The organism is Acinetobacter sp. P1(2025) (assembly GCF_051390655.1).
GTDB lineage: Bacteria > Pseudomonadota > Gammaproteobacteria > Pseudomonadales > Moraxellaceae > Acinetobacter > Acinetobacter junii.
On the sequence record NZ_JBPKBJ010000042.1, the window covers coordinates 1 to 23,449 of the forward strand.

Below are 23,449 nucleotides of genomic sequence, written 5' to 3' on the forward strand. Positions count from 1 at the left end.
ATATAAATGGGTAATGTACAAGTTGCTGTAGAAGCATGTTTAGTTCGTCTGATCACAGATACTTTATAAACTATTTTAATACTTTTTTGAATCCGTCAATGCGTAAGTCCTATTAAAGCTGAAAATCTAATTTCTGATGAGGTTTTGGCAGATATTTTAGCTGTAAAAAATATGGTACATCCAAAGCAATAAGTCTGACTTTTAAAGACTTGATGTAAATTTGTTAAACCCAAGAAAGCTTGTGACAGCTTTCTTGGGTTATTGATCTTCAAAACTATATAGCTCTAAACCGCTCTGAAAAAATAAGAAATAAAATCGTATTTTTACATTTTCAATACTACTCCTATACATGTGGAGCCAAGCAGAATGATTCTTGCTATGTAAAATATGAAAAATTAATCAATTTTTATAGTTTTGATCGTAGTTTACAAAATTTTAGTGTTGAAGTTGACATTGAATCCTTGTGTAAACGTTCAAACCATATTTGGAAATAGATGATCTTTTTAATCATTCCAATTTGAAATTTTGATCCATCTATTGAGTTTATCCAAGTCTAAAACCGAAGCTGATTTAGAGACTTTTTATGTTTTCTCCCTACATCCATGCATTTGCATTGTTTTTTTCATTACTGAATCCATTCCTTATGAGTGTTTATATGATTGGTATGATTCGTAATACGGATGCTAAAGTTTTTAGCAAAGCATTGATTCAAGGATGTTTAATCGCATTTATTGTCTTTATTTTATTTGCTTGGGGTGGTGAAAGTATTTTTAGCCGTTATTTGAATGTTCGATTTGAATCATTTCAAATTTTCGGTGGTCTCATCTTTTTAGTCATTGGTTATCGTTACGTTTTTCAAGGTGCAGAAACAATTGGTGAGATGAGAGGTGCACCTGAACATTTAGCTGGAACAATAGCTATGCCATTTATGATTGGACCAGGAACCATAAGCGCTGCAGTTGTCACGGGGATTAGTGTTCCATTTTCAGGTGCGGTTGCAGTCATTGCGATTACGTTGATGTTAACGTGTAGTATTTTGATTCTGATGAAATTTGCACATGATCATTTACGCTATAAACATGCAAAATATATTGATCGTTATTTTGACATTGTAGGGCGTTTGTCGGCTCTGTTGATTGGCACAATTGCTGTTGATATGATAGTTAATGGGATTATGGGGTTGATTGAAAGTGCTAATATTATTAAATAGAAGTATATATGGTATTTAAAATATAAATACCAAATGAACAATTTTCTCATTTCTATCCGAAAATTGGTGCGATGTAATCATTTTGAAATATTCATTGTAATTTATATAAATATATTTGATGGTATTTTGAGCTAATTTGCATATGTTTAATTGTCTGAATAAAGGATAATAGTGGCGTAGCATATTTACGAGTTTTACTCATGTCTCCTTTAGATCAATTAAACCAAGCTCCCGATGATCAATCTGAATTAACGATGTCAGTGCTTATGACACCTGATATGGCAAATTTTTCAGGCAATGTTCATGGTGGAGCAATTTTAAAGTTACTTGATCAAGTCGCATACGCCTGCGCTAGTCGTTATTCAGGTAGTTATGTTGTGACTTTATCAGTGGATAAGGTCAATTTCAAAGAACCTATTTATGTAGGAGAGCTGGTTACCTTTTTAGCAAGTGTGAATCATGTTGGTCGTACATCTATGGAGATTGGTATTCGAGTGGAAGCTCAAAATATCCAAAAAAGAACGATTCGTCATACCAACACATGCTACTTCACGATGGTAGCAGTAGATGAACAACGTCAGCCAAAAGCAGTTCCAGCATTAAATTTAGATACAGATTGGAAGCGTTGTCGTTTTGAAGCAGCTGAATTACGCAAAATTCATCGTTTAGAAGAAGTGCAACAACCATCATGCAGCATTTTCAAAAAATCTTCTCAATGCTAATAGCTTAATTCTCTGATTTAAAAAAGAACGAACCGCAGCATGGTTCGTTCTTTTGCATTAATAACAAGATTCTATTGTTATTAATGTGGTCTAAAGGTCTGGAGGAACCTTGAGATCAGTTTAGTTTGTAGCAGCAGGTGCAGATGCAGGTGTTTCACTTGCAGTTGCATCAGTTGTTGCTTGACCTTGAGTTTCTGGCTGTTCTTGAGTTGAGACAACAACTTTCTCTTCTGTTTCATGCGCAGCATGTGATTGATCATGTGCTGTAGCAGCAAAGGTTGTTGCAGCAGCAAGTGTAAGCGTAGTAGCTAACAAAGTCTTAACAAGTTTCATAATTGGCATCCTTAAATTCAATTTTTAAAAGCCGCTATCAAGTTTACTGAACAAGCAGAGCCTGATTTCGACATGGGTTCATGCTAAGTGCCAAAATTATTTACAGCAATATTCTTAACAATGTTTTACGCCTATCTTAACAATGTGAAATAATAATTAATGTTATGTTGCAGACATGTAAAACAAAACGCCAAAATGAATCATTAAAATGTGTGTAAATATGTTTTTTTGATTAAAAATAGAACAGGTGAATTACGAACGGGAAACATAAACTCGGATTTATATAAAATCTGTTGATTGTATAAAACGATTATATTTTTTAATTTAATTTTTTATTTGATTTAATATGGTGATTTTGTCTTAGAAAATAATAATTATGTGACTTAAGTCTCAACTTGTGGTTTTTAATAAATTGCTTCATTTTCAGTTTTCTTTATCGATACAATAGGCTTAACACTTAGATTGAGATTGTCGTGAAACTCATTAGCCATAAAGCTGTACCCACTCATATTATTTCTGGTTTTCTCGGTGCTGGTAAAACCACAGTACTCCAGTATTTATTGACTCAAAAACCTGAACATGAGACTTGGGCAGTTTTAATGAATGAATTTGGGCAAATTGGTGTGGATCAGCAGCTTATTACTCAACAGCAAGGTTATGCAGTTAAAGAATTATTAGGTGGATGTTTATGCTGTAGTAGTCAGCTTCCTATGCAGATTGCACTTTCACGACTCTTAAGTGAGACACAACCAGATCGTTTGTTTATTGAGCCGACAGGTTTAGGGCATCCTGCCCAATTGCTTGAGCAACTCACAGAACCGCACTGGCAACGAAGTTTAGATATGCGAGCGTTGGTCATTGTTGTTGATGGAAGTCGATTACATGATGAAAATTGGGTCAGACAGAACTTATATACAGATCAACTTAAAGCTGCACAAATTGTTGTAATTTCACATGCTGATTGCATGACAGATAGTGATCAACAGATTTATTTTGAACTAAAAAAAGAATTTCAGGCTTATGTGCAGGATTGGATTGAAGCTGAACATGGCCACGTCCAACTCGAAGTGATTGATAAAGCACAGCGACCTGTTTTACGTAAAATTCAACCATTATTGAAATTACAACAGCATCAAACGCTAGATGAAAATGTCAGCGCAGTGAAACAACTACCGTACCATTATGTTGAGTCATCACAAGGCTATACCGTTGCAGGATGGAAATTGCCTAAACGTTGGATGTTTAATTTTAATGAGCTTTTAGATTTGTTTTGTGCACAACAGGATTGGGTGCGTATAAAAGGTATTTTTAATACAGATCAAGGTTGGAAAAGTTTCAATTTTAATCCTGAGCAATTTAATTACAAGTCAACTGAAGCAGGGCTAGATAATCGAATTGAAATTATTACGCAGGCATCACATGACTGGTTTAAGTTTGAATCTGAGTTGTTAGATTGTCAGCTAAAAGATGAATGATTCATCTTCATAACGGTCAAATGGCATCTTTATTTTTTCAAAATAGAGTATGCTTAGCGCCAAATTTGAGGATGTATTCTATGGCTCTAAAAGCAACGATATATAAGGCAGATTTGAATATTGCCAATATGGATGAGCATATTTATGCTGATTATCAACTTACACTTGCGCTGCATCCGTCTGAAACAATTGAACGACTCATGGTTCGTGTGCTCGCTTACGCGCGTTTCGCTGACGAGCGTTTAGAATTCACAAAAGATCTGTTTGAAACTGACGAACCTGCTTTATGGCAAAAGGATCTAACAGGGCTTTTGGAAAAGTGGATCGAAGTAGGTTGTCCAGCAGAAGATAAAGTCAAAAAAGCAAGTGCTCGTTGCAAACAAGTCGCAGTTGTTGCATATAGTTCGCAAGTAGATGATTGGTGGAAACGTAATAGTAAAATCAAAACTTTAACGAATGTCGAAGTTTGGCAGCTGGGTGATAAAACAACTAGTGAACTAGAGCAGTTGTGTGAAAGAACGATGCAGTTACAACTGAATATTTTAGATGGTGAGTGGACTTTGTTGAGCGATAAAGGTCAATTCGATATTAAATGGCAAAAATTGCAATAATTGGCTTGAACGATATTAGGAGATAATTTGAGATGATAACTGAATTAGAAATTATTGATTTAAAAATTGGTGAAGGTAAAGAAGCGGTTAAAGGTGCGCTTATTACCACTCACTACACGGGATGGTTAGAAGATGGTACTAAATTCGATTCTTCAATTGACCGTGGAAATTACTTTGAAACCGTGATTGGCACAGGTCGTGTAATCAAAGGTTGGGATCAAGGTATCATGGGAATGCGCGTGGGTGGAAAGCGTAAGCTGATTGTTCCTTCACACTTGGCATATGGTGAAAGAAAAATGGGAAAAATAATTCCTGCACATTCAAACTTGATATTTGAGATCGAATTATTTGATGTCAAAACACGTGATGAATAATTAAAAAAATATGTTGATAGAAATCACAATTTAATCTTAATTTATGATTTTATTGTGATTTTTATATTTCATACAAAAACAATACAAATAATATTATAGAAATAAAAATAAGCATATGATTTATATAGCTTTTATCTAAATGAGTTTTTTAGTAATTTCTGCATAAAGTTATTGATTCTATAGACAGTTCTGTATATCTTTGAGTTAAAAGAGCAGTGTTTTGTGAATCAAACTTTTTTCATAAAATGTGAATTAAGTTTACCTTTTGGAAAAAATGATTAAACTGGATAATCATTAGGCAAACTAGCTTATTGATGTAATTAGCTAAATATAAAAATATTTCACTTGTGTGAACCAAGTGATAAAAATTGAGTGAGTAGAGGTGGGTATGAATGACTATTTGGATATTACCGCGTCTGAGCTATTAAAAGAGCTAAATAATTTTTTCATGATTGACACGTATGATGGCTCGGAAAATGGTTTTTGGGCAAATTCTAAAGCATTGACGGATAAACATTACTGGATGGATGGAGACAACAAAGTTGAAATCATTCGACAGTTGAGTTCTTCTAATCCTCATGCAGAATGTAATTATAAAATTACATTACTTTCACCTGAGGAAGGTAATGTGGTTCTTCTTGATTATGATGGATTCAATAAAAAGATTTTAACTTTCCGTCGTGGTGATTGGGTCAACCGTCTTTATCGTTACTTTTATCATAAAGAGCGCTGCTACTTACAAGACCGTGCAGAACATCCAAATTTCCAACTTATTCAATACTAGTCTGGATACATTGATAAAGATTGCCTCGACTATCTAAGATGATCGAGGCAAATTTTTTTGTGGGTTTAAAATAACAATTTATTTTTAAGATTATTTTCAGTTTAAAAAATTATAACTACAATCCTCATATTACCCGACAAAGTCAGCCATCTAATTGTCGATAAGATGAAATCCTTCTGCATATCTCTGTACTGATTTTTCTTTATTATTGAGAATATTCTCCATGTCTACTCCTTCAAGATCGCCAGCTTTAAAATGCTTTTTAGGGCTCGTGGTTGGTATGTTATGCAACGCGGCAACTTTCGCAGCCAACCCCAAAATTGATGCTACTACCTTGACGGTGATTGGTTATCATGAGATTACCGATGAAAAAGATGCCCTGATACCAAGCTATACGGTAACAACGCAGCAATTTAGTGAGCATATCCAATGGTTAAAGAAAAATGGTTACCATTTTATTAATGTAGATCAACTTATTAAGGCTCATCAAGGCAAGTATAGATTACCCCAAAAACCTGTTTTATTAACAGTAGATGATGGTTATCAGTCTTTCTACCAAAATGCTTATCCAATTATTCGTAAAAATAAAATTCCAGTCTTACTTGCAGTGGTGGGTTCTTGGTTAGAGCCATCCAATCTTGAAAAAGTCGATTTCGGTGGTGAGCCGATTGATAGAAATAAAATCTTAAGTTGGAGTGAACTTAAAGAAATGCAGAGTTCGGGTTTAGTGGAAATTGCTAGCCACAGTTATCATCTGCACGAAGGAGTCAATGCAAATCCACAAGGTAATTTAGAACCTGCTGCAATTTCTCGAATTTATGATCCCAAAAATCAAAGTTATGAAAGCGATTCAGCTTACCAGCAACGTATTTATCAAGATTTAAAAAAGAACAATGATTTACTACAGGCACATGGATTGCGATCACCACGAGTTATGGTATGGCCATATGGTCGATACAATATGCAGCTTGTGCAAACAGCAAAACAACTTGGTATGCCAATCACCATTACTTTGGATGATGGTGCAGATCATGCCAAACAGTCCTTGCAGAATATGAGTCGTATATTAATACAAGGTAATATGTCGACAAATGCTTTGGCACAAGAAATCAAAAATAGAGAATTGAATTTAAATGACAATAATCGACCGCAAAAAATTATGCATGTCGATCTTGATTACATTTATGATCCCGACCCTCAACAAGAAGAACGCAACTTAAGCCATTTGCTTGATCGTATTAATGGTATGGGCGTGAATACAGTTTATTTGCAAGCGTTCTCTGATCCTGATGCTAATGGTTCAGCAGATATGGTGTATTTTCCAAACCGTCATATACCAATGCGGGCTGATCTATTTAATCGTGTAGCTTGGCAAATTCAAACGCGTACCTCAGTACAACGACTTTATGCATGGATGCCAATGTTGGCTTGGGAGCTACCAAAGACTAATCCTGTTGCAAATGAGCTGGTTCAAACAGAGCAGGCTAAAGCAGGTGAACATTTAAACATGGGCTATATACGTCTGAGCCCATTCTCGCCAAAAACTCGACAAACGATCAAAGAAATTTACCAAGATTTAGCGAAATCCACACCATTTGATGGTCTGCTATTTCATGATGATGTCACTTTATCTGATTATGAGGATGCTAGTCCTCAGGCTTTGGCTGTTTATGCGCAACAAGGTTTAACAACCGACTTAGCTAAAATTAGAAATAATGATGCTGATTTGCAGAAGTGGACTGCATACAAAACTCAATATCTAGATGATTTTGCAATGGAATTAGCAAATGAAGTGCGACAATACCAACCTTATTTAATGACTGCTCGGAATCTATATGCTCAAGTTGCATTAAATGCTTATGCAGAAAACTGGTACGCACAATCACTAGAACAATCTTTAAATCGTTATGATTTCACTGCGATTATGGCAATGCCATATATGGAAAAGGTAGACCAGCCTGAACAGTTCTATAGCAACATTTTAAACCGTCTTAAAAAATATCCAAATGGTATTAAAAAGTCAGTGATGGAATTACAAGCCGTGAACTGGCGAAATGATCAAAAAATACCATCTGAAGAGATGGCTGCGACAATCAAATCATTATATCAACAGGGTGCAATGCACATTGCTTACTATCCAGATGATCCGATTAAAGATCACCCTGATGTAAAGCAAATGCATGATGCTTTTGCACAGAAATCATCGCAACTAGTGCCTTAATTGAGTATGTGAAATGACTGAAATTGCAGCCTTATGGTCATATGCCATTAAGTTCGTATTCTATTATCCGTTATTCATGTCTTATTTATGGATGATGGGGGCAATTCTATTTTATTGGAAAGAACGCCAAGACCCACCTTATCAACAGCCAAAAAGTTTAGAGCTTTACCCAAAAGTTGCAGTACTTATTCCTTGTTTTAATGAAGGTGATAACGCTGAAGAAACCATTAGCCATGCTTTACAGCTGGATTATCCGAATTTTGAAGTGATTGCGATCAATGATGGTAGTTCAGACAATACGGGACAAGTACTTGATCGTCTCGCAAGTCAATCTGAAAAATTGCGTGTTGTACATTTAGCTCAAAATCAAGGCAAGGCAATGGGATTGCAGGCGGGTAGCTTGATGACTGATGCTGAGTTTTTGATTGGCATTGATGGTGATGCTTTACTTGATCCTCATGCAGCTAAATGGATGATGAGACATTTTATAGAGGATGAAACGGTTGCAGCGGTCACAGGAAATCCACGTATAAGAACACGATCAACCTTGCTTGGTCGAATTCAAGTGGGTGAATTCTCATCTATCGTTGGAATGATTAAAAGAGCACAGCGCACGTTTGGTCGATTATTTACGGTATCGGGGGTGATTACGGCATTTCGTAAAAGTGCCGTACATCAAGTCGATTATTGGTCTCCAAATATGTTGACTGAAGATATTGATATTACTTGGAAGCTTCAACGAGCAGGGTGGGATGTACGTTTTGAACCGAATGCCTTGGTGTGGATTTTGATGCCAGAAACCTTTAATGGTTTGTGGAAGCAGCGTTTACGGTGGGCGATGGGCGGAGCACAGGTCTTAATCAAGAATTTGGACGTCTTCTTGAAACCCAAACTTAACTTCTTATGGCCATTAATGCTTGAATTATGCTTGACCTTGGTATGGTCATATTTGATGCTAATTATGGCTGTCATATGGCTATTACATTTTGTTATTACACTCCCAAGTCTCGCTATTGTAAGTTCGCCATTTTTGCCTTACGGAAGTGGGATTTTATTAGGGGCAACCTGTTTAATTCAGTTTGCTTTAAGCAAATGGATGGATAGTCGTTATGAACCAAACTTGGGTAAAAATTACTACTGGATGATTTGGTATCCCTTTGTATTTTGGTTAATTACGATAACTGCTACAATCGTCGCCTTTCCAAAAGTACTGCTTCGTGGACAGGAAAAACGTGCACGTTGGATTAGTCCTGATCGTGGTATTCGTTAAGTTGTAAGTCTAATCTTACAGAGTATAGTGAAATGAAAGTAAATAGCTTGATTATTGATTTACGTCGCCAACTCCCATGGCATAAACGCTATTTTTCGACCACAACAACAGCGATGATGTGGGCAGGCTGGTTATTATTATGGCGTCCATTCGTTTTAGTTTGGGTATTGATTGAAATTCAGAAAACCCATCTAGCACAGCGTTTAATGTCAGGATTTAGTAATGGTATTGAACATGGGGTAATCGCATTAATTTTTTGTGCTGTCATACTCATGTTATGGGGTTTATTGCCTTCTAAATCAGTGAGTGAAAGGCAAACAGTTGAAAAGCGAATCACGGATTATGCTCGCTATTTTGAACTATCAGAACAAGAAATATCTTCTGGTCGTCAGCAAAAGATCACAATCGTTCACCACGATGAGAATGGTAAAATCATCCGAGTGGAATAACCTTCAATTCTAATAGATTTATTAGATACCTTAGTTTCGACTGAGGTATTTTTTTATTTTATAAATTTTAGGCATAAAAAAACCAGCTTACGCTGGATTTTTACTGCACCAAACTTCAGTTGTTGAAGGATGGTGCCCGAGGCCAGACTCGAACTGGCACGCTTTGTGGGCGGGGGATTTTAAATCCCCTGTGTCTACCGATTTCACCACTCGGGCATGTGCGCAATAATAGTGGAGGCTTTAAATCTTGGCAAGAGCAAAATCAACTATTTGCTTTATTTTCAATCAAAACATGTTTTTAACCTATAAAAAATAATCATGTGCTATGTATTTTTCATAGTTCTTTCACAAAATTGAGATCATTTGTTCATATTAGCTGATTAGGATTAAGCATTTAAGGTGGTAAAAATAAGGTAGTACTTAAATGACTGTAAATATTTCACGACGTGAACTCATTCAAAAAAGTTTATTCGGTTTGGGTGCATTATCACTCACAGTGGGAATGACAGGTTGTAATGATAGTTCAGATAATGAAACTTCTAGTTTAAAGGTGAGTTTTGAACATGGTGTTGCGAGTGGTGATCCGTTGCAAGATCGCGTTATTTTATGGACGCGGTTAACACCAAATGAAACCAGTGCACGTTTACAAGTGACATGGGAGCTTGCATTAGATCAACAGTTTAAACAAATCATTAAAACAGACAAAGTGACTACATCAGCATCACAAGATTTTACGGTGAAAGTGGATGCAATGGGACTTCGGGCTGATACAAGTTATTATTATCGGTTTATTTTTGGAAATAAGATTTCTCCAATAGGGCAGACTAAAACGTTACCCATAAGCACATCTAAAGTTAGTTTTGCGGTATGTTCATGCGCATATTATCCAGCGGGATATTTTTATGTATATCGTGAAATTGCAAAGCAAAATGTAGATGTGGTGATTCATTTAGGTGACTATATTTATGAGTATGGTGCTGATGGATATGCCACAGAAGATGCTGCAAAACTTGGGCGTACTTTAGCGGCAGATAACAATAAAGAAATTATTAAATTAGATGATTACCGAAAGCGATATGCACTATATCGAAAAGATCAGGACTTACAGGCTGTACATCAACGTCATCCATTTATCGTGATTTGGGATGACCATGAGTTGACGAATAATACTTGGAAAAATGGTGCTGAAAATCATCAAGAAAATGAAGGTTCGTTCCTTGAGCGTAAGTTGGCTGCCTTACAGGCATATTTCGAATGGATGCCAATTCGTCCTGTAGATAATCAGCATGTAAAGATTTATCGCCAATTCGATTTTGGTAATCTTGTTCAATTGACTATGTTGGATACCCGTATTATTGCTCGAGATCAACAATTAGATTATGCAAATTATTTAACTGCGACAGGCATAGACGTTGCAAAGTTTCAAGCTGATCTTACTAGTCCAACGCGTACTTTGATGGGGTTTGAACAACGTGATTGGTTATTAGGCAAATTACAGCAATCAAATGCAACTTGGAATGTTTTGGGACAGCAAATTTTAATGTCTAATATGTTTATGCCTGCTGAGTTGTTACTTTCTTTTGCTGAAATAATTTCAGGCAATCCAACAGCTGAAACACTCACAAAAATGAATACGCAAATTACTGAACTGGCAATGCTAAAAGTTCGACTACAAAATAATGATCCAACACTTACTCAACAAGAGAAAGCGCGTGTACTTACGACTGCACCGTTTAATTTAGACGCTTGGGATGGTTATTTCACTGAACGCGAGATTTTGTATGGCACATTAGCGCAGTTGAAAAAGAAAATCGTGGTCTTGGCGGGTGATACACACAATGCTTGGTCTTCAAATTTATATAGTAAAGATGGGGCATTCGTTGGAGTAGAGTTAGCTACCAGTTCAGTTTCTTCACCAGGATTGGAAAAATTCCTCAACATTCCTTTGGCACAATTGCAACAATTTGAATTTGCATTCAAGACTCTAATTGATGAATTGAATTATTGTAATTTGAATCAACGTGGTTATTTGGTGGTTGAATTTGATCAGTTACAGGTACAGTCGAAGTGGATTTTTGTTGATTCTATTAAGCAAGCAAACTATTCCGTTGATGAAAGTCGACAGCACCAACTTAATTTAGATGTCAATTTATTGCCCATTCAGACAGCTCAGCAAGTTGCATAATTTTGAAATCAAAAAAGCCAAGTATCTAAAGCTTGGCTTTTTATAAAACATCAAATTTTAGACATAAAAAAACCAGCTTACGCTGGATTTTTACTGCACCAAACTTCAGTAGTTGAAGGATGGTGCCCGAGGCCAGACTCGAACTGGCACGCTTTGTGGGCGGGGGATTTTAAATCCCCTGTGTCTACCGATTTCACCACTCGGGCTTTACCAATGGAGGCGGAGGTCGGAATCGAACCGGCGTACACGGAGTTGCAGTCCGCTGCATGACCACTCTGCCACCCCGCCATCTCTTGGTGATGCACATATTAGCAATCTTTAGAAAAAAAACAATAGTGTTTGCGGTGAATATGCACATAAAAACAACATCTAAAAGAATATTGGCTAAATTATCATGTATTATTTGCATTATTGATTCATACCCACTTTGGAGATGCGCTGTGGCATTGGTTTTAGACGGTCGTGCATTGGCAACACAAATCGAAGCTGATTTGTTGGTACGTGTAGAAGCATTAAAAGCAAAATCGGGTCGTACCCCAATTTTGGCAACAATTTTAGTTGGTGATGATGGTGCATCTGCAACTTATGTGCGTATGAAAGGAAATGCTTGCCGCCGTGTAGGCATGGATTCTCTAAAGGTTGAACTGCCAAAAGAAACGACAACTGAACAATTACTTGCTGAAATTGAAAAATTAAATGCAAATCCTGATGTTCACGGTATTTTGCTTCAACATCCAGTACCTGAACAAATTGATGAAAGAGCATGTTTTGATGCGATTTCACTCGAAAAAGATGTGGATGGTGTGACTTGTCTTGGTTTTGGTCGTATGTCAATGGGCGAAGCCGCGTATGGTTCAGCAACTCCAGCGGGTATCATGACGATTTTAAAAGAAAACAAGATTGAAATTGCAGGTAAGCATGCCGTTGTTGTTGGTCGTTCAGCAATTTTAGGTAAACCAATGGCAATGATGCTATTACAAGCAAATGCTACCGTGACGATTTGTCATTCACGTACTCAAAACCTTCCTGAGTTAGTGAAGCAAGCCGATATTATTGTGGGTGCAGTAGGTAAGGCTGAATTAATTCAGAAAGATTGGATCAAACAAGGTGCTGTTGTCGTTGATGCTGGTTTCCATCCACGTGATGGCGGTGGTGTGGGTGATATCCAATTAGTGGGTATTGAAGATGTTGCATCAGCTTATACACCAGTTCCAGGTGGTGTCGGACCTATGACGATCACGACCTTGATTCGTCAAACAGTTGAAGCTGCTGAAAAAGCTTTAGGTTAAATATCCACTTTAAGCCCTTCTAAATAGAGGGGCTTTTTTTAAGAATTTAAGAAATATGAGCTGTACATTTCAATTTGCGAAAGCACCTGATCAATTGCTTAAAGCCTTACATGAAGTTATTCCAAACACTGATTTATTGGCTCAGCAGTTACCTGAAACCCCAATTTCATTGTGGCTAATTCCTCCTGTATTCCCAACTGATCGTTTAGATGACGAGGTGATTTGTCGTATCTGGAATGAAACCCCTTATTGGATCTTTTGCTGGGCTTCAGGGTTGGCGATGGCGCAATGGCTACTCGCTGAACCACATCATGTAAAAGATAAGGTGGTATTGGATTTTGGTGCAGGCTCAGGTGTGGTTGCAATAGCAGCAAAAATGGCTGGTGCAAAACGTGTTATTTGCTGTGATATTGACCAAGTAAGTTTGGAGTCATGTCGTGAAAATGCATTACTCAATAATGTAGAACTTGAATATTTAGATGATTTATACAAATCTGAACAGGTCGATGTTTTACTTGCTGCTGATGTACTTTATGATCAGTGTAATCGTTTCTTTTTAGATGAGTTTTTGAAGTTCGCACCTGAAGTATGGGTGGCGGATAGTCGTGTGAAAAATTTTAGCCATCCGCAATATTTGAAAATAGATGAACGAAGTGCAACGACTTGGCCCGATTTAGATGAAGCCAAAGAATTTCGGAATGTAAGTTTTTATCGCACACATCCTCAATAGGTTCTAAATCAAGATAGAGCACTTTGGTGTGTTCTCTGTTTATCAAATAGCAACAGAGATTATTTTGAGTGAATGATAAAACAAGTCTCAACGATTCAAGTATTGAAAGTTAATTCATATAAATGCTTTCGTACTTGATCGCAATACAATCAAAATGAGGCTTAAATAGTGAATATTAAACAATCAGATGACACTAAACACGGGACTTTTGAGATTTTTGCTGCTGATGTAAAAGCTGGTGAGATGGCTTACACGTGGGCAGGTGATTCAATGTTAATCATTGATCATACAGATGTCGAAGATCAATTTCGTGGACAAGGAATTGGTCGTCAATTGTTGGATGCTTTGGTTGCATTTGCACGTGAACGAGAGATTAAAGTTATTCCTTTGTGTCCTTTCTCTAAATCTGTTTTTGATAAAGATCAGTCAATTCACGATGTGCTAAAAGTATAACGATTGATGAAACGTATCTGAAATTGATTCAGATACGTTTTTATGTCTTTTATGAATTAGTTGCAGTGATAGCGAACGACTTTAAGGGTAGAAGGTCGAGCTTCTAAAGCCTGACGAGTCGCATAACCTTCACTATTGTTCAGATCTGGCGAATTTGTAAGACCAAAAGTGGTACGGCTATTGCCAAGCTTAACACCATATTGTTCTTGTTGAGTTGGGTTCATGATTTCATTCACGCTCAGCACTGAGATTTTATAATTTTTTTGAGCACCTAAAACTTGTTTACAAGCATGTTGTAATTTGCGTTCGTCAACATCACGATTGCTATGTGCTGCTAAGGTGTATGCTAGTGTTGCTGATGTTGCTGTTTTATTTTCAATTTGATAGCCAGTCACGCCATTGTATTGATGTGGACTAGTTTGACATGCTGCAATGAAAAGACTACCGCTTACAATAACGAATAAATTAGTTTTTTTCATATCAATGGTCCTGTTATTTCTGTTTTTAAGTATCGCATAAAATCAGCTTTAAGTTGTTAGGATTCTTTAAAACCTAAGCTATTCATCGCATATGGGTTCAAAGTTAAAGAAAGAATTTTCGTTTTCGAACAATTTTGCATATAATCTGCCAAGTTTTTTTATTTAATACAGAAGTCATTGCTTTATTGCAGTATCGAAGCCCGTTTTTTAACGGGCATTTAATTTGTTGCTCAAATAAATAAGGCAAGTCTGGATAGGTATGTCATGATCTCTACAGATAGTCAAAAAAAATATGTGGTTGCATTTGACCAAGGTACCACGAGTTCACGCGCGATCGTGTTGGATCACGATGCGAATGTAATCACGATCGCTCAACGTGAGTTTACTCAAATCTACCCACAACCAGGTTGGGTAGAGCATGATCCGATGGAGATATGGGCAACACAAAGTGCAGTCTGGGTTGAGGCACTTGCACAGGCAAGTATTTCAAGTGATCAAATCGCAGCGATTGGGATCACCAACCAACGTGAAACTACAGTAATTTGGGATAAAAAAACAGGTAAACCTATCTACAATGCGATTGTTTGGCAAAGCCGTCAAAGCAACGAAATTTGTAATCAGCTTCGTCAAGATGGTTGGCAAGACTATATTCGTAAAGTCACAGGGCTTGTGATTGATCCTTATTTTTCTGCAACAAAAATTAAGTGGATCCTAGATCGAGTAGAAGGTAGTCGTGAGCGTGCGGAGCGTGGTGAGCTTCTTTTCGGTACGATTGATACATGGTTGATTTGGAAACTTACCAATGGGCAAGCACATGTAACTGATTATACTAATGCTTCTCGCACTATGCTTTTCAACATTGAAACTTTGGAATGGGATGATAAGTTACTCGAAGCTTTAAATATTCCGAAAGCAATGTTGCCTGAGGTACGTAGTTCTTCGGAAGTGTATGGATATACACATACAATTAGTGGGCAAGAAGTTGGAATTCCAATTGCAGGTATTGCTGGTGATCAGCAAGCCGCATTGTTTGGACAAATGTGCGTAGAAGTTGGACAAGCTAAAAACACTTATGGTACGGGTTGCTTCCTTTTAATGAACACGGGCAAGCGAATTGTTCAGTCTGAACATGGTTTACTTACAACAATTGCATGTGGTGCAAAAGGTGAAGTGAATTATGCATTGGAAGGTGCTGTGTTTAATGGTGGTTCATGTGTGCAATGGTTGCGTGATGAATTAAAAGCGATTAATGACTCACATGATTCTGAATACTACGCAACGAAAGTAAAAGACAGTAATGGGGTCTATGTTGTACCTGCGTTTACAGGTTTAGGTGCGCCATATTGGGACCCTACAGCACGCGGTGCGATTTTGGGTATTACACGCGGTGTGAGTATTGAGCATATTATTCGAGCAACTTTAGAATCGATTGCATATCAAACACGTGATGTTTTAGATGCGATGCAACAGGATTCGGGTGAAAAATTACGCACATTACGAGTTGATGGTGGTGTAACCGCAAACAATTTCTTGATGCAATTCCAAGCTGATATTTTAGGCACTTCAGTTGAACGACCTGCAATGAAAGAAACTACAGGTATGGGCGCTGCGTTTTTAGCTGGTTTAGCGGTCGGGTTTTGGTCTGATTTGAATGAATTAAAGAGTAGAATGACGATTGAGCGTAGTTTTACTCCTGAATGTACCCGCGACGAAACCGAAAAACTCTATAAAGGGTGGTTAAAAGCTGTTGGACGTACTCGTGATTGGGCAGAAGATTAGGGTAAAATAGCCGCCGAAGATATACAACAACACAGGATATATGAGTATGAGCTTAATACTACGCCAACAAAAAACCCTCGAATTAGTGAGAGAACGTGGCTATATAAGTATTGAAGAGCTTGCTCAATATTTTGATGTAACACCTCAAACGATTCGTCGTGATATCAACCAGCTTGCTGATGAAGGTTTGCTGCGTCGCTATCATGGCGGAGCGGCACATGATTCAACGGTGGAAAACACCGAATATACGACTCGTGTTGGCTACATGCTTGAAGAAAAAAGAACGATTGCGGCTGCTGTAGCAGCGGCTGTTCCAGACCATGCATCTTTATTTATTAATATTGGTACAACAACTGAAGCAATCGCTCATGCACTTTTAAATCATACTGGTTTAAAAATCATTACTAATAATCTTAATGTGGCTAAGATTTTGAGTAATAAGGAAGACTTTGAGGTCTTAATTGCGAGTGGTCGTGTTCGTCCTGATGGTGGGGTTATTGGTCAAGCTACGGCTGATTTTTTTAAACAATTTAAAGCTGATTATGCGTTGATTGGTATTAGTGGTATTGAAGAAGATGGAACGCTTCTTGATTTTGATTTTCAAGAAGTGTGTGTTTCTCAAGAAATTTTATCTAGTGCTAGGCAAGTGTTTTTAGCAGCCGACAGTAGTAAATTTGGTCGTAATGCCATGATCCGATTGGGATCACTCAAACAAGTGGATTGTATATTTACAGATCAGCAGCCTAATGAAGAATACATGAAGACAATCCGTGAATTGGATGTTGGTTTGATTGTCGCAAAATAAGTATTCATTTTCGAACATTGCGATGTACTATTTGAGCTAATTGATTTAGCTCAATATTTCTATTATTTAGTCTAAAAACTTTCAAAAAATCTTTTTTTGTTTAATACTTCAGCATTTTTCCTGTGATTTATAAATTTACCATTTATCTTTAAATGACTGCTGATTGGCATTTTTATGTCTATTTTTTATTGTTTATTTTCATTTGATGTGTTTTAATTTTCATTATTGAACAATAATGAAAATTTGCGGTGACATATGCAAACTTCTCCTCTGTTAAAAGACAAAATTTATGATATCGCTGTGATTGGTGGTGGTATCAATGGTGTAGGTATCGCTGCAGATGCAGCAGGACGTGGTTTGTCTGTGTTCTTATGCGAAAAAGATGATTTAGCAAGTCATACATCATCTGCAAGTAGCAAGCTCATTCATGGTGGATTGCGCTACCTCGAACATAAAGAATTCCGTCTCGTCCGTGAGGCTTTGGCTGAACGTGAAGTGTTATTGGCTAAAGCGCCGCATATCATTCGTCCAATGCGATTTATCATGCCGCATCGCCCACATTTACGTCCAGCATGGCTGATTCGAACAGGCCTATTTTTTTACGACCATTTAGGTAAGCGTGAGAAATTATTGGGATCAAATAATGTCTATTTTAAAGATGACAGTCCACTAAATTCAGCAATTACTCGCGGTTTTGAATATTCTGATTGTGCGGTTGATGATTCACGTTTGGTTGTGTTAAATGCCATGCATGCACGTGAAAAAGGGGCAGATATTGTTACTCGCACACGTTGTTTATCAGCTCAACGTGTAGAGGATTATTGGGTTGTAGAACTAGAGAATGCACAAGGTTCATTTAAAATTAAAGCTAAAGCTTTAGTTAATGCTGCAGGCCCTTGGGTTGCACAGTTTATCAAACAAGATTTACAGCTTAAATCACCTTATGGCATTCGCTTGATTCAAGGTAGTCATATTGTTGTGCCAAAACTCTATGATGGTGATAAAGCATTCATTATGCAAAATGATGACCGTCGTATTGTGTTTGCAATTCCGTATTTAGATCAATACACAATGATTGGTACGACTGACCGTGAATATCAGGGTGATCCATCAAAAGTGCAAATTACGCAAGCAGAAACAGATTATTTGCTTGAAGTGAGTAATGCACATTTCAAAAAACAGCTTACTCAAGCTGATATTATTTGGACATTTGCTGGAGTTAGACCATTATGTGACGATGAGTCCGATAATCCTTCAGCCATTACGCGAGACTATACCTTAGCTTTATCTCAAGAAACTCATGATCAGGCACCATTACTTTCTGTTTTTGGCGGTAAATTAACAACGTATCGTAAGCTGGCTGAATCTGCCATGCATCAGTTGAATCCATTTTTCCCTGAAATGAAAGAGAGTTGGACGGCATCAGAAGCTCTACCTGGTGGGGAAAATATGGCATCTGCTGAACAATTGGCAAAAGAGATTCGTGCACAAATTACAGATGTTTCTGAGAGCTTAGCAAAACGTTGGGCTACTTCTTATGGTTCGCGTATTTGGAATATCTTAGGCGAGTCAGTTTCAATTGATCAGCTTGGACTGAGTTTTGGACATGGTTTATTTGCTAAAGAAGTGGATTACTTGTGTCGATTTGAATGGGTCACAACTAGCGAAGATATTCTTTGGAGACGTTCTAAACTAGGATTGGTTTTTGCGCAAAATGAAATTGATCGCTTAGATGCCTATTTATCAAACAAGCCGAATCATACTGTAGCAGCATAAATAAACTAATATAAAAAAGATCGCCGAAGCGATCTTTTTTTATTATCCCTTGATCCCTCTTTATTAAAGAGAGGGAACTAAGATAATTAAGCAGATTTAACAGCTGCTAATAATTCATTTTGACGATCTTTAAGTGCTTGTGGTAAACGATCACCAAGTTTAGTAAATAACTCAGTGTGGCTCTCAAGTTCTTTGATCCATTGGTCTTTGTCTTGTGCTGTAACAGTTTCGAATTGCTCTTTAGAGAAGTCGATACCTGTCCAGTTCAATTGTTCATAAGTTGGAACATAACCAATTGGTGTCTCAGTCGCTTCAGCACGGCCTTCACAACGATCAATGATCCACTCAAGAACACGCATGTTTTGACCGAAACCAGGCCATACGAAGTTGCCTTCAGCATCACGACGGAACCAGTTTACATTGAAGATTTTTGGTAATTTGTTACCAGCAGCTTCTGCTTTAGCACCCACTTCTTGACCAAGTTGTAACCAGTGACCGAAGTAATCAGCCATGTTGTAACCTGCGAAAGGAAGCATCGCAAATGGATCACGACGAACAATACCTTGTTGACCAACAGCAGCAGCAGTTGTTTCAGAGCCCATAGTTGCAGCTTTATAAACGCCATCAACCCAGTCAAATGCTTCAGAAACTAAAGGTACTGTGTCTGCACGACGACCACCGAAGATGAATGCAGAGATCGGTACACCTGCTGGATTTTCCCAGTCAGCGTCGATAGAAGGGCATTGACCTGCTGAAACTGTGAAACGTGCATTTGGGTGTGCAGCTTTTTCACCTTCAACGTGAGGTTGACCTTTCCAGTTGGTTAAGTTTGCTGGAACTTCTTTAGAAAGACCTTCCCACCAAACTTCACCGTCTTCAGTAACTGCAACGTTGGTATAGATAACATCTTTAGTTAAAGTTGCCATACAGTTCGGGTTGGTCTTGGTATTTGTACCAGGAGCAACACCGAAGAAACCAGCTTCTGGGTTGATTGCATATAAACGACCATCTTCACCTGGTTTAATCCAAGCAATATCGTCACCTACAGTCTCAATCTTCCAACCTTCATAACCAGCTGGTGGAATTAACATTGCAAAGTTAGTTTTACCACAAGCAGAAGGGAATGCCGCTGCGATGTAGTGTTTTTCACCTTGTGGGTTTGTTACGCCCAAAATAAGCATGTGCTCAGCTAACCAGCCTTGTTCACGACCCATTGCAGATGCAATACGTAAAGCTAAGCATTTTTTACCAAGTAAAGCGTTACCACCATAACCAGAACCGTAAGACCAGATTTCACGAGTTTCTGGGTAATGCACGATATATTTTTCACTGTTACAAGGCCAAGCAACATCTTTTTGACCTTCTTTAAGTGGAGCAGCTACTGTGTGTACACATGGGATGAATTCACCATCTGTACCTAACACGTCATAAACTGCTTTACCCATACGCGCCATTTTAGTCATGCTAACAGCAACGTAAGGTGAATCTGTTAATTCGATACCGATATGTGCAATGTGACTACCTAATGGACCCATAGAGAAAGGGACCACATACATGGTACGGCCTTCCATTGAGCCATCAAATAAACCATTTAACTTTTCGCGCATTTCTGCAGGAGCAACCCAGTTATTCGTTGCACCAGCATCTTCTTGGTTTTGAGAGCAGATATAAGTGCGATCTTCAACACGAGCAACGTCAGAAGGGTCAGAATTTGCAAGGTAAGAACCAGGATGTTTTTCTTGGTTAAGTTTTTGCATGGTGCCGTTAGCGATCATCAAGTCGATCAGACGTTGATATTCTTCTTCGCTTCCGTCACACCATTCGATTTTTGCTGGTTTGGTTAGTTTTGCAATTTCTTCCACCCATGCAATAAGCTTAGGGTGACGAACGAATTCTGGTGCGTTCACTTGGGTCATGGTGATGCCTTTTTAAAGTGTGTACGACGTACAGTTCTATTCATTGGGTGACAATGAAAATAGATGAAGTAAAAAAAGTGGCTGTATTAAAGCACAAAATCGTAAAAAAAATAAGACTATCGGATCATATTCCCGATTAGTGAAAGAATATATATTTTTTCATAAGTTATTGTTTTTGATGTTTTTGGTTATGGTTTTTGTTCGCATGTGATTTTTTTATGTGTGTTATTTTTATTATAAATGCCTATTAAAAACAATAGTTTATGATTTTTAATTTTTCTTGAGAATTATTATTGATAAATTGAATAATCATCATCCGAATTTTACATAAACTAGCTTTTAATTGTTGTTTTTATAAACAAATATATTGGATATCGTCGTCAAGGCTGCAGTATATGAATCAAGAGTTACAGCCCTTATCTATTGTTTATAATCAAAAGTCTGGATTTCATGCAGCTCAACAAGATGAAGTTTACGAGCGTCTGATGACATTTTGGACTCAATATGGTTTTGAGATTCAGGTGTTTGAGCTAAATGCGAGAAATGATTTTGATGCGATGATGGAAACAGTATTACTACGACATCAGCAATCTGAAAAAACTGGTGTTATTGTGGCTGCTGGGGGAGATGGTACTCTGAATGCTGTTGCGAAAAAATTAATGCACACTGATATCCCTATGGGAATTATTCCTTTAGGAACATTTAATTATGTTGCTCGTGTTTTAGAAATTCCAATTGATATTTTTAAAGCTGCTGAAGTGATCGCGACAGGTACTTATCGAGAAGTGCATATTGCAACTTTAAATGATCAAATCTATTTAAATAATGCAAGTTTAGGTTTATATCCATTGTTTATTAAAAAAAGAGAAACATTCAATCGACTTTTTGGTCGCTTCCCCTTACATGCTTATACATCCGCTTTAGATGTTTTATTGCGTGAGCATCAATCTTTGAAATTATCGATTAGTATTGATGAAAAAAAATATCCGGTTAAAACACCTTTGATTTTTTTTGGAAATAATCAATTGCAACTCTGTGATATGAAATTAAGAATTGCAGAATGTGCTGCAAATGGAAAACTGGCTGGTGTTTTGGTGGCTAAAAATGATCGATTGAGTTTATTAAGAATGTTATTTCAGTTTGTTCAAGGAAAAATTGATCAAGCATCTGATGTTTATTCATTTTGCGCAGAACATATTCAAGTTGAATCTAAAAAGAAAAAATTAACGGTTGCACTCGATGGTGAAATTGTCGAGTTGGAAACTCCTTTAAATTTCGCAGTAAGAAAATCAGCATTAAAAGTGATGGTTCCACATGTTATTACACCTGTCTGACTTACATTTTGGAACTGAGCGTGAAGTTTGTATTCAGGCAATTCGTGATTTTTGTAAGTTACACAGTCCAGAAGCTGTGATCGTCAGTGGAGATTTGACGCAAAGAGCGAGATTGAAACAGTTTTTTGATTGTCGACAATTTCTCGATTCTTTAGATTTGCCCTATTTGGTTGTTCCAGGCAACCATGATATTCCTTTGTTCCACGTATGGAATCGATTTTTTTCACCATTTGTTCGTTATCAGGCATTTTTTGGTCGATTAGAAACGACATTAGAAACACCGAATTTCTATATTGTTGGGGTGAATAGTATACGTCGCCGTTATCATACACGCGGTCATGTATCATTAGAACAAATACATGAAGTAGCTGAAAAGCTAAGAAATGCTCCGAATAATAAAACTAAGCTCGTTGTGTTTCATCAACCTTTTTATACATTTCCTCATGATCATCGGGATAAAGATTGTCCCGTATTGGCGAAGATAGCGCTTGAACAATGGGGTAAGACAGGACTTTGGGGACTGTTACATGGACATTTGCATAAAGTCGCTATACATGATTTGAATCAGGTGTTTAATTTGGGGTTTGATCATTCAATTTATGACATTCATGCTGGAACAGCTATTTCTAATCGATTGCGTTTTGGCTTGTCTAACAGTTTTAATATAATTTCAGCAAGTGGCGAAATCGAACATTATTGGTTTGATGAAAATGAAAAAAAATTTTTAAAATCAAATAGTGTCGATTTATGAGACAATCATTTTTTGTTGGATTAAAAAATCATCAAAAAAGTATAAATTTTTTAATTTTTACCCTTGAAGCCTTTTTTTTAAACCCCACAAATGTGGCATATCAAATTTTTTGTTCATTGCTAGTGATTAGCAATGCAAATTAATCAAAAAAGACTAAGTCTGATGGAGTTAACTATGAGCAACATTCGTCCGTTACATGATCGTGTTGTGATTCGTCGCGTAGAAGAAGAAACCAAGACTGCTGGTGGTATTTTACTTCCAGGTTCTGCTGCTGAAAAACCTTCTCAAGGTGAAGTGATCGCAGTAGGTAATGGTCAAATCACTGACAATGGTGTACGTGCTTTGGATGTTAAAGTTGGAGACAAAGTATTATTCGGTACTTATGCAGGTACAACTGTAAAAGTAAATGGTGAAGAACTCTTGATTATGAAAGAGTCAGATATCTTAGCTGTGCTTGAAGGCTAATCGACACATAACTCACATTTATTATCAGATAAAGTATT

General features: G+C 37.3%; 22 protein-coding genes and 3 tRNA genes. 19 read left to right on the forward strand and 6 right to left on the reverse strand.

Features of this window, described 5'->3' with window-relative positions:
* Nucleotides 1-583: 583 nt before the first annotated feature.
* A complete protein-coding gene (locus ACSC97_RS11610) occupies nt 584-1,210 on the forward strand; it encodes a MarC family protein (protein ID WP_004956101.1) in 627 nt (208 codons plus the stop codon).
* Nucleotides 1,211-1,410: 200 nt separating this feature from the next.
* Nucleotides 1,411-1,932 carry an acyl-CoA thioesterase gene (locus ACSC97_RS11615; protein ID WP_004912784.1) on the forward strand — a complete coding sequence of 174 codons (522 nt, stop codon included), beginning with the start codon at nt 1,411-1,413 and terminating at the stop codon, nt 1,930-1,932.
* A 120-nt stretch (nt 1,933-2,052) separates the two neighbouring features.
* Here the strand turns inward: ACSC97_RS11615 and ACSC97_RS11620 are convergent, their stop codons facing one another.
* The gene (locus ACSC97_RS11620) at nt 2,053-2,265 is read right to left on the reverse strand and encodes a hypothetical protein (protein WP_004912781.1); all 213 of its coding nucleotides are present in this window, start codon (nt 2,263-2,265) and stop codon (nt 2,053-2,055) included.
* Between the two features lie 473 nt (nt 2,266-2,738).
* Here ACSC97_RS11620 and ACSC97_RS11625 point away from each other — a divergent pair, with 473 nt between their 5' ends.
* The 7 genes from ACSC97_RS11625 to pgaD all read left to right on the forward strand — a co-directional run bounded on the left by ACSC97_RS11625 (nt 2,739) and on the right by pgaD (nt 9,449).
* Nucleotides 2,739-3,740, forward strand: a complete 1,002-nt coding sequence (locus ACSC97_RS11625; RefSeq protein WP_436661036.1) for a CobW family GTP-binding protein — start codon at nt 2,739-2,741, stop codon at nt 3,738-3,740.
* 80 nt (nt 3,741-3,820) lie between these two features.
* Complete coding sequence (locus ACSC97_RS11630; protein WP_436661038.1) at nt 3,821-4,351, forward strand: YaeQ family protein; 531 nt, start codon at nt 3,821-3,823, stop codon at nt 4,349-4,351.
* Between the two features lie 32 nt (nt 4,352-4,383).
* The gene (locus ACSC97_RS11635) at nt 4,384-4,725 is read left to right on the forward strand and encodes an FKBP-type peptidyl-prolyl cis-trans isomerase (protein WP_004912770.1); all 342 of its coding nucleotides are present in this window, start codon (nt 4,384-4,386) and stop codon (nt 4,723-4,725) included.
* A gap of 388 nt (nt 4,726-5,113) precedes the next feature.
* Complete coding sequence (locus tag ACSC97_RS11640; protein WP_004956113.1) at nt 5,114-5,509, forward strand: hypothetical protein; 396 nt, start codon at nt 5,114-5,116, stop codon at nt 5,507-5,509.
* A 223-nt stretch (nt 5,510-5,732) separates the two neighbouring features.
* Nucleotides 5,733-7,730 (forward strand): poly-beta-1,6-N-acetyl-D-glucosamine N-deacetylase PgaB, encoded by a 1,998-nt coding sequence (pgaB, locus tag ACSC97_RS11645; RefSeq protein WP_436661040.1) that lies wholly within the window; start codon nt 5,733-5,735, stop codon nt 7,728-7,730.
* A gap of 13 nt (nt 7,731-7,743) precedes the next feature.
* The gene (pgaC, locus tag ACSC97_RS11650) at nt 7,744-9,000 is read left to right on the forward strand and encodes a poly-beta-1,6-N-acetyl-D-glucosamine synthase (protein ID WP_004963397.1); all 1,257 of its coding nucleotides are present in this window, start codon (nt 7,744-7,746) and stop codon (nt 8,998-9,000) included.
* A gap of 32 nt (nt 9,001-9,032) precedes the next feature.
* Complete coding sequence (pgaD, locus tag ACSC97_RS11655; RefSeq protein ID WP_004956118.1) at nt 9,033-9,449, forward strand: poly-beta-1,6-N-acetyl-D-glucosamine biosynthesis protein PgaD; 417 nt, start codon at nt 9,033-9,035, stop codon at nt 9,447-9,449.
* A 130-nt stretch (nt 9,450-9,579) separates the two neighbouring features.
* On the opposite strand, the gene ACSC97_RS11660 is transcribed toward pgaD, so the two are convergent.
* A tRNA-Leu gene (locus ACSC97_RS11660) sits at nt 9,580-9,665 on the reverse strand.
* Between the two features lie 208 nt (nt 9,666-9,873).
* Here ACSC97_RS11660 and ACSC97_RS11665 point away from each other — a divergent pair.
* A complete protein-coding gene (locus ACSC97_RS11665) occupies nt 9,874-11,634 on the forward strand; it encodes an alkaline phosphatase D family protein (RefSeq protein ID WP_436661043.1) in 1,761 nt (586 codons plus the stop codon).
* Nucleotides 11,635-11,754: 120 nt separating this feature from the next.
* Here the strand turns inward: ACSC97_RS11665 and ACSC97_RS11670 are convergent.
* Both ACSC97_RS11670 and ACSC97_RS11675 read right to left on the reverse strand, forming a co-directional pair.
* A tRNA-Leu gene (locus tag ACSC97_RS11670) sits at nt 11,755-11,840 on the reverse strand.
* Nucleotides 11,841-11,848: 8 nt separating this feature from the next.
* Nucleotides 11,849-11,922 (reverse strand) — tRNA-Cys (locus tag ACSC97_RS11675).
* Nucleotides 11,923-12,074: 152 nt separating this feature from the next.
* On the opposite strand from ACSC97_RS11675, the gene folD reads away from it, so the two are divergent.
* The 3 genes from folD to ACSC97_RS11690 all read left to right on the forward strand — a co-directional run bounded on the left by folD (nt 12,075) and on the right by ACSC97_RS11690 (nt 14,106).
* Nucleotides 12,075-12,923 carry a bifunctional methylenetetrahydrofolate dehydrogenase/methenyltetrahydrofolate cyclohydrolase FolD gene (gene folD / locus ACSC97_RS11680; RefSeq protein WP_004956122.1) on the forward strand — a complete coding sequence of 283 codons (849 nt, stop codon included), beginning with the start codon at nt 12,075-12,077 and terminating at the stop codon, nt 12,921-12,923.
* A gap of 55 nt (nt 12,924-12,978) precedes the next feature.
* On the forward strand, nt 12,979-13,653 hold the full coding sequence (locus ACSC97_RS11685) for a class I SAM-dependent methyltransferase (RefSeq protein ID WP_436661045.1): 675 nt from the start codon (nt 12,979-12,981) through the stop codon (nt 13,651-13,653).
* A 168-nt stretch (nt 13,654-13,821) separates the two neighbouring features.
* Nucleotides 13,822-14,106 (forward strand): GNAT family N-acetyltransferase, encoded by a 285-nt coding sequence (locus ACSC97_RS11690; RefSeq protein WP_099948992.1) that lies wholly within the window; start codon nt 13,822-13,824, stop codon nt 14,104-14,106.
* A gap of 56 nt (nt 14,107-14,162) precedes the next feature.
* On the opposite strand, the gene ACSC97_RS11695 is transcribed toward ACSC97_RS11690, so the two are convergent.
* A complete protein-coding gene (locus ACSC97_RS11695) occupies nt 14,163-14,585 on the reverse strand; it encodes a hypothetical protein (RefSeq protein WP_436661048.1) in 423 nt (140 codons plus the stop codon).
* A 264-nt stretch (nt 14,586-14,849) separates the two neighbouring features.
* Here ACSC97_RS11695 and glpK point away from each other — a divergent pair, with 264 nt between their 5' ends.
* From glpK to glpD, 3 genes are all read left to right on the forward strand, one after another.
* Nucleotides 14,850-16,364, forward strand: coding sequence for a glycerol kinase GlpK (glpK, locus tag ACSC97_RS11700; RefSeq protein ID WP_004912734.1), 1,515 nt, complete (start codon nt 14,850-14,852; stop codon nt 16,362-16,364).
* Between the two features lie 46 nt (nt 16,365-16,410).
* Nucleotides 16,411-17,169, forward strand: a complete 759-nt coding sequence (locus ACSC97_RS11705) for a DeoR/GlpR family DNA-binding transcription regulator (protein ID WP_004963376.1) — start codon at nt 16,411-16,413, stop codon at nt 17,167-17,169.
* Between the two features lie 255 nt (nt 17,170-17,424).
* Nucleotides 17,425-18,945 carry a glycerol-3-phosphate dehydrogenase gene (gene glpD / locus ACSC97_RS11710; protein WP_436661051.1) on the forward strand — a complete coding sequence of 507 codons (1,521 nt, stop codon included), beginning with the start codon at nt 17,425-17,427 and terminating at the stop codon, nt 18,943-18,945.
* Between the two features lie 86 nt (nt 18,946-19,031).
* Here glpD and ACSC97_RS11715 read toward each other — a convergent pair whose 3' ends face one another.
* Nucleotides 19,032-20,861 carry a phosphoenolpyruvate carboxykinase (GTP) gene (locus ACSC97_RS11715; protein WP_199955955.1) on the reverse strand — a complete coding sequence of 610 codons (1,830 nt, stop codon included), beginning with the start codon at nt 20,859-20,861 and terminating at the stop codon, nt 19,032-19,034.
* Nucleotides 20,862-21,256: 395 nt separating this feature from the next.
* Here ACSC97_RS11715 and ACSC97_RS11720 point away from each other — a divergent pair, with 395 nt between their 5' ends.
* The 3 genes from ACSC97_RS11720 to ACSC97_RS11730 all read left to right on the forward strand — a co-directional run bounded on the left by ACSC97_RS11720 (nt 21,257) and on the right by ACSC97_RS11730 (nt 23,411).
* On the forward strand, nt 21,257-22,195 hold the full coding sequence (locus tag ACSC97_RS11720) for a diacylglycerol/lipid kinase family protein (RefSeq protein WP_004956144.1): 939 nt from the start codon (nt 21,257-21,259) through the stop codon (nt 22,193-22,195).
* Nucleotides 22,176-22,946, forward strand: coding sequence for a metallophosphoesterase family protein (locus ACSC97_RS11725; protein ID WP_436661053.1), 771 nt, complete (start codon nt 22,176-22,178; stop codon nt 22,944-22,946). Before ACSC97_RS11720 ends, ACSC97_RS11725 begins: the two co-directional genes overlap by 20 nt.
* 174 nt (nt 22,947-23,120) lie before the next feature.
* Nucleotides 23,121-23,411: a co-chaperone GroES gene (locus ACSC97_RS11730; protein ID WP_000065579.1), complete on the forward strand. Its 291-nt coding sequence runs from the start codon at nt 23,121-23,123 to the stop codon at nt 23,409-23,411.
* Nucleotides 23,412-23,449 lie beyond the last annotated feature (38 nt).